Genomic DNA, 13,299 nt, shown 5'->3' on the forward strand with positions numbered 1-13,299 from the left:
CCGCTCCCGAGGAAGGAACATCCATGACACAGATCGATGACACCAGCGGCATCGGCGAGAACCCGACCGACATCGACCAGTCCGTCACCGTCACCGACACCGAGGAGGCCTACGCGGAGCAGGCCGAGACGTGCCCGGTGATCCACAAGCAGCCGCACCCCACCACGGGCTCGGCGAACCGCGTGTGGTGGCCGAACCAGCTGAACCTCAAGATCCTCGCGAAGAACCCGGCGGAGCGTAACCCGCTGGGCGAGGAGTTCGACTACAAGGCGGCCTTCCTCAGCCTCGACCTCGCCGAGGTGAAGAAGGACATCGCCGAGACGCTCACGACGTCGCAGGACTGGTGGCCCGCCGATTTCGGCCACTACGGGCCGCTCATCATCCGCATGGCGTGGCACAGCGCGGGCACGTACCGCGTGACCGACGGCCGCGGCGGCGGCGGCGCGGGCCAGCAGCGCTTCGCACCGCTGAACAGCTGGCCCGACAACGTCAACCTCGACAAGGCCCGCCGCATCCTGTGGCCGGTCAAGAAGAAGTACGGCCAGAAGCTGTCGTGGGCCGATCTCATGATCCTCGCCGGCAACGTGGCGCTCGAGACGATGGGCTTCAAGACGTTCGGCTTCGCCGGTGGCCGCCCCGACGTGTGGGAGCCGGACGACGACGTGTACTGGGGCCCCGAGACCACGTGGCTCGGCGACGAGCGCTACAAGGGCGACCGTGAGCTCGAGAAGCCGCTGGCTGCTGTGCAGATGGGCCTCATCTACGTCAACCCCGAAGGCCCGAACGGCAACCCCGACCCGATCGCCGCCGCGCGCGACATCCGCGAGACGTTCGGCCGCATGGCGATGAACGACGAGGAGACCGTCGCGCTCATCGCGGGCGGCCACACCTTCGGCAAGACGCACGGTGCGGCATCCGACTCGAACCTCGAGGACAACCCCGAGGCCGCGGGCCTCGAGATGCAGGGTCTCGGCTGGAAGAACAACCACGGCACCGGCAAGGGCGACGACACGATCACGTCGGGCCTCGAGGTCACCTGGACGTACCACCCCACCCGCTGGGACAACGAGTTCTTCCACATCCTCTACGCGTACGAGTGGGAGCTCATGGAGAGCCCCGCCGGTGCGCACCAGTGGCGTCCGAAGAACGGCATGGGCCAGGACATGGTGCCGCTCGCGCACTCCGAGGGCAAGCGCGAGCCGCGCATGCTCACGACCGACCTCGCACTGCGGTTCGACCCGGAGTACGACAAGATCTCGCGGCGCTTCAAGGACGACCCGGATGCGTTCGCCGACGCATTCGCGCGCGCATGGTTCAAGCTGACCCACCGCGACATGGGCCCGATCGAGCGCTACCTCGGCTCCGAGGTGCCCAGCGAGGAGCTCATCTGGCAGGACCGCGTCCCGCCGGTCGACCACCCGCTCATCGACGCGGCCGACGCCGCGGCGCTCAAGCAGAAGGTGCTCGAGTCGGGCCTCACGATCTCGCAGCTCGTGTCGGCCACGTGGGCGGCGGCCTCGACCTTCCGCGGCAGCGACAAGCGCGGCGGCGTCAACGGCGCCCGCATCCGTCTCGCCCCGCAGAAGGACTGGGAGGTCAACAACCCCGCCCAGCTCGCGATGGTGCTGTCGACGCTCGGCGGCATCCAGCGCGACTTCAACGCCGCGCAGACCGACGGCAAGAAGGTCTCGCTCGCCGACCTCATCGTGCTCGCGGGCAATGCGGCCGTCGAGAAGGCGGCGAAGGACGCGGGCGTCGACGTCGAGGTGGAGTTCCACCCGGGTCGCACGGATGCGTCGCAGGAGCAGACCGACGTCGAGTCGTTCCAGTACCTCGAACCCGTCGCCGACGGCTTCCGCAACTACCAGGGACCGCTCGCCGAGCTGCCCGCCGAGTACCACCTCATCGACAAGGCCAACCTGCTCACGCTGACGGCGCCCGAGATGACCGTGCTCGTCGGCGGACTGCGCGTCCTCGGCGCGAACTGGGACGGCTCGGAGTACGGCGTGTTCACCGACCGCCCGGGTGTGCTGACGAACGACTTCTTCGTCAACCTGCTCGACCTCGGCACGACCTGGAAGCCGCTCGACCCGGGTTCGCACGCGTTCGAGGGCCGCAAGGACGGCTCGGGCGAGCTCGTCGGCCGCGGCACGCGCGTCGACCTCGTGTTCGGCTCGAACTCGGAGCTGCGTGCGCTCGCCGAGGTGTACGCCTCGGACGACGCCCGTGAGAAGTTCGTGCGCGATTTCGCCGCGGCGTGGGGCAAGGTCACGGAGCTCGACCGCTTCGATCTGCACGCGTGATCCGCGCGCGCTGATCCGCGCCGCAACGCAGAAGCCCGCCCCCGACTGTGGGGGCGGGCTTCCGCGTTCGCGAGCGCTTCGCAGGTGATCAGCGCGTACGCGCCTCGCGCTGCGCGGGCGCCACGGGCTGCTTCTCGAAGAGCGCGCGGTGCAGGAACCCGGCGAGCACGCCTCCGACGAGCGGGAACACGATGAACACCCACAGCTGGATGAGTGCGTCGGGTCCGCCGTAGATCGCGGCGGCGATCGACCGCGCCGGGTTGACCGACGTGTTGTCGATCGGGATCGACGCGAGGTGGATGAACGTCAGCGTGAGGCCGATGACCAGTCCCGCGAACCCGGCGGTGCCGCGCTGCGGGTGCGTCACGCCGAGGATCACGAGCACGAAGATCGCCGTGAACAGGATCTCGGCGATGATCGCCGCGCCGAGGCCGAAGCCGCCGGGCGAGTGCTCGTCGAAGCCGTTGCTCGCGAAGCCGGCGTCCTGCGCCGCCGACAGCCAGCCGTTCGGCCCGAACAGTCCGATGAGCACGAGCAGGGTCGTGCCGACGGCGCCGCCGACGATCTGCGCGATGACGTAGCCGGCGACGTTGCGCCACTCGAAGCGGCCGGCCGCGGCGAGTCCGAACGTGACGGCGGGGTTGAAGTGGCCGCCCGATACCGGGCCCCACGCGTAGATGCCCGCCATGACCGTGAGGCCGAAGGCGAGCGCGACCCCGAGGTACCCGATTCCGAGCGGCGAGCCTTCGGCGCTGACGCCGGCGTTCGTCGCGAAGAGGGCAGCCCCGAGGGAACCGAACACGAGCAGGAACGTACCGAGCGCCTCGGCGACGAGTTTCGTCGCGGTACTGGGGGCGCTCGCGGTGGCATCCGACATGCGGACTCCTTCCTTTCGAGCGCGAGCGTAGCGCTCGGGCGTGTCGCGCGTATCGCACCGCTCCGGGCGTGTCCGCGACCCACGAGGGGTGTCGGCGGATGCTGCGCCGGCGGTGTCGCGCCTAGAGGCGCCCTGCGGCCTTGAGCGCGAGGTAGCGGTCGGCGATCTTCGGCGGGAGGTCGTCGGGTCCTGCCGAGATCGCCTCGGCCCCCGCCCGCGCGACGGCGGCCGCCACCCGCGCGGCGTCGCGCTCGGCACGCTCGACAGCGGCCGCCCGGTAGACGTCGGCCGCATCCGGGCGGGACTCGCGGTCGGCGGGCAGCGAGTCGGGGGAGTCGGAGACCGTTCCGACGAGCACGTGCGCGCGCCGTGTGAGAGCCGGAAGGGATCCCAGGAAGCCCCGCGCGGACTCCGGCGCGTCCTGGGCCGTGAGGAGCACGACGAGCGACGGGCGCGACGTCAGCGTGCGCATCTCGGCGATCGCCGCATCCCAATCGGTGTCGACGAGCTGGGGCTGGACGCTCGCCATCGCGTCGACCATCGCGGGCAGGAGCGCGGGTCCGTCGACGCGCGTGACACGCGCACGCGTCACCCGGTCGAACATCAGCAGGTGGGTGTGGTCGCCCGCACGGTTCGCGAGCGCCGCCAGCAGGAGCGCCGCCTCCATCGCGGCGTCGAGCCGCACCCCGTCGCGCACGCGCGCCGCCGCGGTGCGGCCCGTGTCGACGACGATCACGACGTGCCGATCGCGCTCCGGCCGCCACGTGCGCAGCATCGTCGTCGTCGCGCGCGCGGTCGCCCGCCAGTCGATCGAGCGCACATCGTCGCCGCGCACGTACTCGCGCAGGCTGTCGAACTCCGTGCCTTGACCGCGCACCTGCACGCTCGTGTTGCCGTCGAGCTCGCGCAGGCGGGCGAGGCGCGACGGCAGGTGGCGCCGTGCGGTGAACGGCGGCAGCACGCGGATCGCGCCGCGCGACGCGATGCGCGCCTGGCGGCCCGCGAGCCGGAGCGGACCCTCCGACCGGATCACGACGAACTCCGACACGAGCTCGCCCCGACGGCGCGGCAGCAGCCCAACCGCGATGCGGCGACGCTCGCCGGGAGGAAGCACGACGCGGCGCCTCTCCGCCGGAGCGCCCGCGGTCGGCTGCCACGCGTCGCGCACGCGCGCCCGCACGGTGCGAGCTCCGGCGTTCGCGAGCACGAGCTCCGTCGTGACCGGCTGGCCAAGGAGCGTGCGTCGGGCGCCGCGGCGCTCGACGCGGATCGCCCGCGGGTCGGGGGCGGCCGCGACATCCGCGAGCACCAGGATCGCGACCAGCACGACCCACGCCGCCGTCGCGAGCCACGCGTCGACGCCCGCGAGCGACAGCAGCACGACGGGCACGACGCCGGTGGCGACGAGCAGGGGAGTGCGGAAGGTGAGGTACATCGGGCGTCGTGACTCCGGCGTCAGATCGGCACGCGGGTCTGCTGGAGCACCGCACCGAGCACGGCGTCGACCGAGACGCCCTCGAGCTCGGCGTCGGGCCGCAGGCGGATGCGGTGGCGCCACGTCGGCACGAGCATCGTCTGCACGTGGTCGGGTGTGATCGCGGGGTAGCCGCCGAGCCATGCCCACGCCTTGGCCGCGGCGAGCAGCGCGGTCGCCGCGCGGGGGCTCACGCCCAGCTGCACCGAGGGGCTGCGGCGGGTGGCCTGCGCGAGGTCGACGACGTAGCCGAGGACGTCGTCGGCGACGGTGACGGATGCCGCGGCCTGCTGCGCCGCCCGGATCTCGTCGGCCCCGGCCGCCGGCACGAGCCCCGCCGCAGCGAGGTCGTGCGGATCGAATCCGCTCGCGTGGCGGCGCAGCACCGCGAGCTCGGCATCGCGGGGCGGCACGTCGACGATGAGCTTGAGGAGGAACCGGTCGAGCTGCGCCTCGGGGAGCGTGTACGTGCCCTCGTGTTCGATGGGGTTCTGGGTCGCTGCGACGAGGAAGGGCTCCGGGAGCGGACGCGTGACGCCGTCGGTCGAGACCTGCCGCTCCTCCATCGCCTCGAGGAGCGCCGCCTGCGTCTTCGGCGGCGTGCGGTTGATCTCGTCGGCGAGCACGATGTTCGTGAAGACGGGGCCCGCGCGGAACTCGAACTCGCCGCTCCTCGCGTCGTACACGAGCGACCCCGACACGTCGCCGGGCATGAGGTCGGGCGTGAACTGGATGCGCTTCGTCTCGAGCCCGAGCGCCGTGCTGAATGCGCGGACCAGAAGGGTCTTGGCCACACCGGGCACACCTTCGAGCAGCACATGTCCGCGGGCGAGGAGCGCGATGAGCAGGCCGGTCACGGTGCCGTCCTGCCCGATCACGGCCTTGCCCACCTCGAGGCGGACGCGGTTCATCGCCTCGCGCAGGGCGGCGTCGTCGAAGGTGTGTGTCGCGGCGTCGGTCATGGCGTGTTCCTTTCGGGACGGACGGCGGCCCGCACGGCCTGTTCGAGCTGCCGGATGCGCTGGGCCAGCGCGACGAGCTCGGCGTCGTCTGCGGGGATCTGGTCGATGAGGGTGCCGCGCACGATCGCGCGGTCGACGCCCACGCGCGCGGCGGCGGCGTCGCAGATCTCGGGTGCGGATGCGGCTCGGCCGAGGCCGAGGAGGTGCGAGATGCGCTCGAGCGCGCCGATCCGCAGCTGGTCGAGCGCGTGGGTCGCGTCGCGCGACTGCGCGTAGAGCCGCGCGCGGCCCTCCGTCGTCTCGGACGCACGCACGGTGACCGGCAGGCGCTCCGTCACGAGGGGGCCGAATCGGCGGCCGCGCCAGATCGCTGCGGTGACCCCCGCGACGATGAGCAGCACGATGACGGGACTCACCCACGGCGGGGTCAGCTCGCCGAGCGACGGGTTCGCGTCGGCGAGGTCGGAGTCGGCCGGGCTCGGCACGTACCAGACGAGATGGGGGTGCCGGCCCATGAGGTTCGCGGCGAGGGCGGCGTTGCCGTCGGCGGCGAGGCGTTCGTTCGTGAAGAGAACGCGCCCATCGACCGCCGAGATGCGGCCGCCGTCCTCGTGCGGACCCGACAGCAGCCCGAAGCCGTCGCCCGACGGGTAGCACGCCTCGTCGGCGTCGCCCGCGAGGAACACCGCGCCCGGAGCGACGCGCCCCGCCCGTTGCGCCTCGGGGAGGCCGCACCGCGGCTCGATGGGGTCGGCGCCCGCGGCGCCCGCCGGCCCCGCGCCCTCGAACGCAAGGCGCAGGGTGCGCGTGCGCGGGTCGATGAGGACGACGTCGGATGCGGCATCCGCCAGCTCTTCGATCGCGTCGTCCGACAACGCCGGCGCATCGGGCAGCACGAGCGTCGCAGGGCCCTCTGCGAGCTCACGCGCGGCGGTCGCGCGGTCGCGCGCCACCGTGACCTCGACCCCGTGGTCGCGCAGGACCTCGACGATCGCACGCGTTCCCGTCGGGCCCGCGGACTCGGGGTCGAGCATGCCGCGCTCGGCCCACTGCCCGATGCCCGAGAGCACCACGCCGAAGCCCGCCGCGACGAGCAGCACGATCACGATGACGATCCACGTGATCGCACCACGCGCCCGCTTCGCGGTGGGCGGAGACGTCGTGGGCGCCTCCGTCGGCGCGGCCGTGAGGGTCATGCGAGCGCCCCCAGCCGGTCGACAAGGATGGGACGTTCGGAGGCGACGGCGTCATCGGCGCCGGCCACGAGACGGTACAGCTCACGCGTGCCGGGACGGCGCAGGTAGCGGACGTCGTCGAACGCGCCGGCGGCGCGCTCGAGGTCGTCGGCGCGGGCGGGGAAGGCGCGCGCGGCGGCTCTCGCGAAGGCGTGGACGGTCGCACCGGGCGGGACGTCGACGACGTCGCGCTCGATGAGTCCGCGCGCCAGCGCACGGAAGCGGACGATGACGGCGGCATCCCACTCGCCGGCATCCGCGTGCTGCGCGGCGGCGCGCCGCAACTCGGCCGCGCTGCGCCCCTCGGTCTCGCCGAAGAGCTCCCCGACGCCGGTCGTCGCGCGCCGGGTCGCCCGGGGGACGCCCCACACAAGCAGTGCGGCGACCACGACCGCCGCGAAGACGATCGCCGCGATGATCGCGATCGCCGAGCCCCACCCGCCGCCGAGCTGGACGTCGAAGAGGCTCGCGAAGAAGTCGCCGATCGCGCGCGCCATGCGGTCGAACAGGGTGGGCTCGGCGGCCTCGTAGACCGGGTCGGCCAATTCGCGCTCAGCCCACTCGCGTGCCTCGTCGCCGTCGGGCGTGAGCGGCGGCGCGCTCGAGACGAGCACCGCCGCACGCGCCGCGAGCGAGCCGATCAGGACCACGGACTCTCGCGGTCGGCGTCACCCGCCGTCTGGCCCGGGGCGGCCCACTGGGTGGGCTGAGGTGCGTTCGGGCCGGGAGCGCCCGTCGCCTCGGCAGGGGTCGGCGGTACAGGCGGCGCGGGGGTCGCTCCGGGAGGCGGCGGGTAGGCCGCGTACGGCGGCGTCGCGGGAGGGGGAGGATAGCCGCCCGGCGCCGGCGCGTAGCCGCCGTGGGGCTGCGGATAGGCGCTCGGCGAAGGCGGGTAGCCGCCCTGTGCCGGTGCGTACGCGCCTGGAGCGGGCGGTGCGCCGTACGTGCCCGGAGCGGGCGGTGCGCCGTACGTGCCCGGCGTGTTCTGGGGCAGGTACGGGTACCCGGCAGGAGGGCCGTATGCGGGAGCCCCGTAGGGCACGCCGGTTGGAGCCGGACGCACGAACGAGCGCCCGATGCCCTGCGCGTACGGGTCGGGGAGGCCGCTCGCGCCCGCGTCACGGTGCTCCACGTACGCGAGCAGGTCGAGGTCGAGGCCCTCGCGGCGCATGCGGCAGTCGATGTAGATGAGGGCCGCCGCCGTCGCCTGCACGATGAGCGCCATCGACTGGATGAGCAGCGTGACCGCCTGGGTCAGCAGTCCGGTCACGATGATCGCGACGATGCCCGTGGGGCCCGGGTCTCCCGTCGGCGCGATCACGGTGCCCAGGCCCGCGGCGATGACGGTGAACGGGATGCCGACGACCTGGCCGACCACGCCGAACACGAGCGAGATGAGCACGATGACGCCGAGCGCCGGCCAGAAGCGTCCTCGGATCAGCGTCCAGGAACGGGCGATCGCGCCGAACACCGACGCCTTCTCGAGGATGATCGCCGCGGGGGCGAGGAGCAGCTTCGTCGACAGCCACAGACCGAGCGGGATCGCCCCGAGCACGACGAGCACGATGAGCGCGGCCGCCGCGGGCGGCGAAGCGGTGCCGATCGCGAAGAGCACGGTGCCGACGACGGCGATGGCGGCGAGCGTGAGCAGCAGCAGGAGCAGCGTGTAGCCGATGAGGCGCCACACGACCGGGCGCACGCGCCGCCACAGCGCGCCGAGCGTGAGCTTCTCGGCGACCGCGGCGTGCGCGACCTCGCTCACGACGATGCCCTGCACGATGACGCTCAGCACGCCGACGGCGAGAGCCAGGACGACGCCCGCGACGATCGTGATCGCGGTGGACCCCGCGGCGATCGCCTCGTACTCGTCGGTGCCCGGCCGGACCGTGTCGAGGCGCGAGAACGACGCGAACGCGATGGCGCCGATGGCCACGAGCAGCAGCAGATAGGCGCCCGTCTGGACGCACAACGCGAAGCCCAGCAGGACACGCGGGTTCTGCCGCAGCGCGGCGAACGACTTGCCCAGGATCGTCCCGAACGTCAGCGGATGCAGGGGGATGATCCCGGGCCGGGATGCCGGTGTCCAGGCCGGATAGGCGGTCACGGTTCGCCTCCTCGATGCACGGCCCTGCGCGGGCTGAATCCCTATCGTGTCATACGCGCGGCGATCCCTCGGCCTGCCTTCAGGTGGTGTGGATTACGCTGGGCGACAGCGCCCGGCGGACGTGCACCACCGTCGTGCCCGCACCCGCACCCGGGCCGGACGCAAAGGACCGACGCGTTACATGACTTCACGAATTCTGGTGGTCGACGACGACACCGCCCTCGCCGAGATGATCGGAATCGTGCTGCGCACGGAAGGGTTCGACACCGTCTTCTGCGCCGACGGCGCGAAAGCCGTCGACGTGTGGCGGTCGGAGCGCCCCGACCTGATCCTCCTCGACCTCATGCTCCCCGGCATGGACGGCATCGAGATCTGCACGCTCGTGCGCGCGGAGTCCGGCGTTCCCATCATCATGCTCACGGCGCGCACCGACACCGCCGACGTCGTGAAGGGCCTCGAGTCCGGCGCGGACGACTACATCGTGAAGCCCTTCAATCCGAAGGAGCTCGTGGCCCGCATCCGCACCCGCCTGCGGCCGGCGGCGCAGCCGGCCGGCGAGATGCTCCGCGTCGGTGACCTGACCGTCGACGTCGCCGCGCACGAGGTGCGCCGCGGCGACACCGTGATCGCGCTCACACCGCTCGAGTTCGAGCTCCTCGTCGCACTCGCCTCGAAGCCGCAGCAGGTGTTCTCGCGCGAGATGCTGCTCGAGCAGGTGTGGGGTTACCACTACAAGGCCGACACGCGCCTCGTGAACGTGCACGTGCAGCGTCTGCGCGCGAAGGTCGAGCAGGACCCCGACAACCCGAAGATCGTCACGACGGTGCGCGGCGTGGGCTACCGCGCCGGCGCCGTCGTCTGAGGCACTCATGGCCCGGGGCAGCGCCGAGGCACCGGGCGGAACGAAGGCGCCCGCTGCCCGTCCCGCCATGAGCCGCGTGCGCGACTGGCGCGCGTGGCCGGGCGAGGTCGCGCTGCTGTGGCGCCGCTCGCTGCGATTCCGCACCGTGCTGATCACGCTCGCCCTGACAGCGCTCGCGATCCTCGTCGCGTGCGTGTGGATGGCGCTCGCGATCCAGAACGACCTCTTCGACTCGCGCGCGCGGCAGGTGCAGGCCGATGCGCTGCGCGCGAGCGTCGAGGCGCAGGCGACGCTCGACTCCGCAGAGCCGCAGGGCAGCGAGGTGCAGCTCCAGAACCTCCTCCTCGCGGTGGGCGGAACGATCGCGCAGCAGTCCGAGACGGACCTGTTCACGATGAAGCGATCCGACCAGACGCCGTCGTCGATCGCGCCGCCCGACCTCGTGTCGGGCGGGTTCGAGTCGTACGTCACGGTGAGCGAGGCGATGCGCGCCGCGGTGCAGGCGGATGCCTCGCGGCAGTGGTGGCAGTCGGTGAGCATCGAGGTCGGCGACCGCTCCGTCCCCGGCATCGTCGTGGGTCAGCAGCTTCAGGTGCCCGAGCTCGGCACGTACGAGCTCTACCTCGCGTACGACCTCGCCGCGGCGCAGCAGACACTCGGATTCGTGCAGCTCACGCTGTGGGTCGTCGGCGTGGGGCTCGTGCTGCTCATCGGCGCGATCGCATGGTTCGTGCTGCGGTCGGTGACCACGCCCATCGGCGAGGCCGCCGACACGAGCGCACGGCTCGCGGCCGGAGAGCTCGGCGTGCGGCTCCCCGTGCGCGGCGAGGACGAGTTCGCGACGCTCGGCCGCTCGTTCAACGCGATGGCCGACAGCATCGAGTCGCAGATCAAGGAGCTCGCCGACCTGTCGCTTGTGCAGCAGCGGTTCGTGTCGGACGTGTCGCACGAGCTGCGCACGCCGCTGACCACGATCCGCCTCGCGGCCGACATGATCAACGACCGGCGCGACGAGTTCGACCCCGCGACCGCTCGCGCCGCCGAGCTGCTGAACGCGCAGGTGCAGCGCTTCGAGACGCTGCTGTCCGACCTCCTCGAGATCAGCCGCTACGACGCGGGCTCGGTGCAGCTCGAGCTCGAGCCCACGAGCCTCGCGCACCTCGCCGAGGACGTCATCGCCTCGATGCACACGCTCGCCGAGCAGCACGGCAGCGACGTGCGGCTCGTGGCACCGGGTGGGTACTCACCGGTCGAGCTCGACCCGCGGCGCGTGCGCCGCATCGTGCGCAACCTCCTCGGGAATGCGATCGAGCACGGCGAGGGCCGCCCGATCGTCGTGACGGTCGACAGCGACCAGCAGACGGTCGCGCTCGGCGTGCGGGACTTCGGCATCGGCATGCGTCCCGAGGACGTCGAGCACGTGTTCGACCGCTTCTGGCGCGCCGACCCCTCGCGCAGCCGCACGATCGGAGGCACGGGCCTCGGCCTGTCGATCGCCCTCGGCGACGCCCGCCTGCACGGCGGTGAGCTCGCCGTGTGGTCCGAGCCCGGCCGCGGATCGAACTTCGTGCTCATGCTCCCGCGCTCGGGCGGGCAGCTGACCGGCACATCGCCGGTCCCGGTCGAACCCGGCGACGACGCCTCGGCGCCGCTCGACGACCTGGGCCTCACGCAGCCGATCGACGTGCAGGTGACGGACGCCGCGGCATCCGACTCGAGGTCCGACGCGGATGCCCCGACCGCAGGAGGCCGCTCGTGAAGCCCGCCACAGGAACGCCGTCGACGGGTCGCGCGGTGCGGCGGGGCATCCGGTCCGTCATCGCCGCGGTCGCTGCGGCGCTCGCCCTCACCGCGTGCGGATCGCTGCCGACCACGGGGCAGGTGCAGCCGGGACTCCCCGCGGGCGATGTCGCGACGGCTCCCGAGTTCGCGTTCATCCCGGCGGGCCCGCAGCCGGGTGCGTCGCCCGAGGAGATCGTCGACGGGTTCATCCGCGCGGGCACGGGCGCTGCGGGCGGGTGGGAGCGTGCCCGGGAGTTCCTCGCGCCGTCGCTGCGCGACGAGTGGGACCCGACGGCGAGCGTCACGGTCGACATCGGCGAGCGCGAGTTCACGTCGCCGACCGAGGGGCAGGTGTCGGCCGCCCTCGTGCGGGTCGCGACCGTCGACGAGAACGGCGCGTACTCGCTCGACGAGGGCACGACGACCGAGCTGCCGTTCCGTCTCGCGCAGCAGGACGACGGGGAGTGGCGCATCACCGAGGCGCCCGACGGCATCGTGCTGGCGCGCAACGTCTTCCCGAGCATCTTCCACGAGTACGCGGTCATGTACTTCGACCCGACGTGGACGTACCTCGTGCCCGACGTGCGGTGGTTCGCCACGAATGCCGCGACACGCATCTCCCGCGCCCTGCTCGACGGCGCTCCGAGTCCGTGGCTTGCGGAGTCGGTCGTGACGGCCGTGCCCGACAGCGTGCACCTCGAGCCCGCGGCGGTGCCCGTGTCGTCCGGCGTCGCGAACGTGGGGCTCTCGTCCGAGGCGCTCGACCTCGACGCCGAGACGCTCAGCCGCATCCAGGCGCAGCTCGACGCGAGCCTGCAGACGGCGAACATCTCGCACGCGGACCTCTTCGTCGAGACGACCCCGCTCGACCCCGAGCCCGCGGTGACGCGCTCGACGAGCGTCGTCGCGCAGCCGCTCGTGCTCACCGAGGACGGGTTCGGGTTCCTCACGGGAGGCGAGATCGCGCCGCTCCCCGGGCTGTCGCAGCTCGTCGTCGAGACGCAGCCGGCGGCGCTGCAGGTGGCGCCGGACCGCGACTTCGCCGCGGCGCGACTTGCGAACGGCGCCGTCGCGCGCCTCGACGCGGAGCAGGGGGTGCTCGTGACCGACACGCGGTCGGGGCTCGTCGACCCCAGCGCCGATCCGCTCGGGTACGTGTGGAGCGTTCCGTCGGGCGCGCCCTCCGCGATGCAGGTCGTCGGAGTCGACGGAGCGGTGCGCCCGGTCGCCGACGCGTGGACCGGCGCGACCCAGGTGCGCGCGATGTCGGTGTCGCGCGACGGCACACGCGTCGCGGCGGCGGTCAGCGCGGGCGGCAGCAGCGAGGTGTGGGTCGCCGGCGTCGTACGCGACGCGCAGGGCGTGCCCGTGCGGCTCGGCGAGCACGAGCGCATCGCGAGCCTTCCCGGACAGGCCCTGTCGCTCTCATGGCTCGACGACTCGACGGTGGGTGTGCTCGCCTCGGGCATGGGTGGGGGTGTGTCGCTGTTCGAGGTGGTGGTCGGCGGGACGATGACGACGACGGATGCCCCGACCACCGCATCCTCGGTGTCGGGCGTCAACTCGCCGGCGGCCGTGCGCCTGCGCACCGACGACGGTCTGGTCTACGTGCGGCGCGGCTCGAGCTGGGCGCAGACGACCCAGGGCGTCCTCGTGCTCGCGACGCAGCAGGGCCGGCCGCGCTGATCCCGCGCGGGCGC

10 protein-coding genes are annotated in these 13,299 nt (G+C 72.6%); 4 read left to right on the forward strand and 6 right to left on the reverse strand.

Annotation, left to right across the window (positions count from 1 at the left end):
- Positions 1-23: 23 nt before the first annotated feature.
- Complete coding sequence (gene katG / locus VFF97_RS00460; RefSeq protein WP_325031524.1) at positions 24-2,303, forward strand: catalase/peroxidase HPI; 2,280 nt, start codon at positions 24-26, stop codon at positions 2,301-2,303.
- 88 nt (positions 2,304-2,391) lie between these two features.
- On the opposite strand, the gene aqpZ is transcribed toward katG, so the two are convergent.
- The 6 genes from aqpZ to VFF97_RS00490 form a co-directional block, all read right to left on the reverse strand.
- Positions 2,392-3,180 (reverse strand): aquaporin Z, encoded by a 789-nt coding sequence (aqpZ, locus tag VFF97_RS00465; RefSeq protein WP_325031525.1) that lies wholly within the window; start codon positions 3,178-3,180, stop codon positions 2,392-2,394.
- 121 nt (positions 3,181-3,301) lie between these two features.
- Positions 3,302-4,615: a DUF58 domain-containing protein gene (locus VFF97_RS00470; protein WP_325031526.1), complete on the reverse strand. Its 1,314-nt coding sequence runs from the start codon at positions 4,613-4,615 to the stop codon at positions 3,302-3,304.
- A gap of 20 nt (positions 4,616-4,635) precedes the next feature.
- On the reverse strand, positions 4,636-5,616 hold the full coding sequence (locus VFF97_RS00475; protein ID WP_325031527.1) for an AAA family ATPase: 981 nt from the start codon (positions 5,614-5,616) through the stop codon (positions 4,636-4,638).
- Positions 5,613-6,812, reverse strand: a complete 1,200-nt coding sequence (locus VFF97_RS00480) for a DUF4350 domain-containing protein (RefSeq protein WP_325031528.1) — start codon at positions 6,810-6,812, stop codon at positions 5,613-5,615. The genes VFF97_RS00475 and VFF97_RS00480 overlap by 4 nt, the downstream gene beginning before the upstream one ends.
- Positions 6,809-7,501: a DUF4129 domain-containing protein gene (locus VFF97_RS00485; RefSeq protein WP_325031529.1), complete on the reverse strand. Its 693-nt coding sequence runs from the start codon at positions 7,499-7,501 to the stop codon at positions 6,809-6,811. The genes VFF97_RS00480 and VFF97_RS00485 overlap by 4 nt, the downstream gene beginning before the upstream one ends.
- Complete coding sequence (locus tag VFF97_RS00490) at positions 7,492-8,955, reverse strand: hypothetical protein (RefSeq protein WP_325031530.1); 1,464 nt, start codon at positions 8,953-8,955, stop codon at positions 7,492-7,494. The genes VFF97_RS00485 and VFF97_RS00490 overlap by 10 nt, the downstream gene beginning before the upstream one ends.
- Positions 8,956-9,136: 181 nt before the next feature.
- Here VFF97_RS00490 and mtrA point away from each other — a divergent pair, with 181 nt between their 5' ends.
- Genes mtrA through VFF97_RS00505 form a run of 3 tightly spaced genes read left to right on the forward strand, consistent with a single transcriptional unit; the run spans position 9,137 to position 13,285 of the window.
- A complete protein-coding gene (gene mtrA, locus VFF97_RS00495; RefSeq protein WP_325031531.1) occupies positions 9,137-9,817 on the forward strand; it encodes an MtrAB system response regulator MtrA in 681 nt (226 codons plus the stop codon).
- Between the two features lie 7 nt (positions 9,818-9,824).
- Positions 9,825-11,576: an MtrAB system histidine kinase MtrB gene (gene mtrB, locus VFF97_RS00500; protein ID WP_414684203.1), complete on the forward strand. Its 1,752-nt coding sequence runs from the start codon at positions 9,825-9,827 to the stop codon at positions 11,574-11,576.
- Positions 11,573-13,285 (forward strand): LpqB family beta-propeller domain-containing protein, encoded by a 1,713-nt coding sequence (locus VFF97_RS00505; RefSeq protein ID WP_325031532.1) that lies wholly within the window; start codon positions 11,573-11,575, stop codon positions 13,283-13,285. Before mtrB ends, VFF97_RS00505 begins: the two co-directional genes overlap by 4 nt.
- Positions 13,286-13,299 lie beyond the last annotated feature (14 nt).

Source organism: Microbacterium sp. (assembly GCF_035687345.1).
Taxonomy (GTDB): domain Bacteria; phylum Actinomycetota; class Actinomycetes; order Actinomycetales; family Microbacteriaceae; genus Microbacterium.

Bases quoted from the DNA above. Each gene is read 5' to 3' on its own strand.
- katG (WP_325031524.1), top strand. From the start codon at position 24: ATGACACAGATCGATGACACCAGCGGCATCGGCGAGAACCCGACCGAC.
- aqpZ (WP_325031525.1), bottom strand. From the start codon at position 3,180: ATGTCGGATGCCACCGCGAGCGCCCCCAGTACCGCGACGAAACTCGTC.
- VFF97_RS00470 (WP_325031526.1), bottom strand. From the start codon at position 4,615: ATGTACCTCACCTTCCGCACTCCCCTGCTCGTCGCCACCGGCGTCGTG.
- VFF97_RS00475 (WP_325031527.1), bottom strand. From the start codon at position 5,616: ATGACCGACGCCGCGACACACACCTTCGACGACGCCGCCCTGCGCGAG.
- VFF97_RS00480 (WP_325031528.1), bottom strand. From the start codon at position 6,812: ATGACCCTCACGGCCGCGCCGACGGAGGCGCCCACGACGTCTCCGCCC.
- mtrA (WP_325031531.1), top strand. From the start codon at position 9,137: ATGACTTCACGAATTCTGGTGGTCGACGACGACACCGCCCTCGCCGAG.
- mtrB (WP_414684203.1), top strand. From the start codon at position 9,825: ATGGCCCGGGGCAGCGCCGAGGCACCGGGCGGAACGAAGGCGCCCGCT.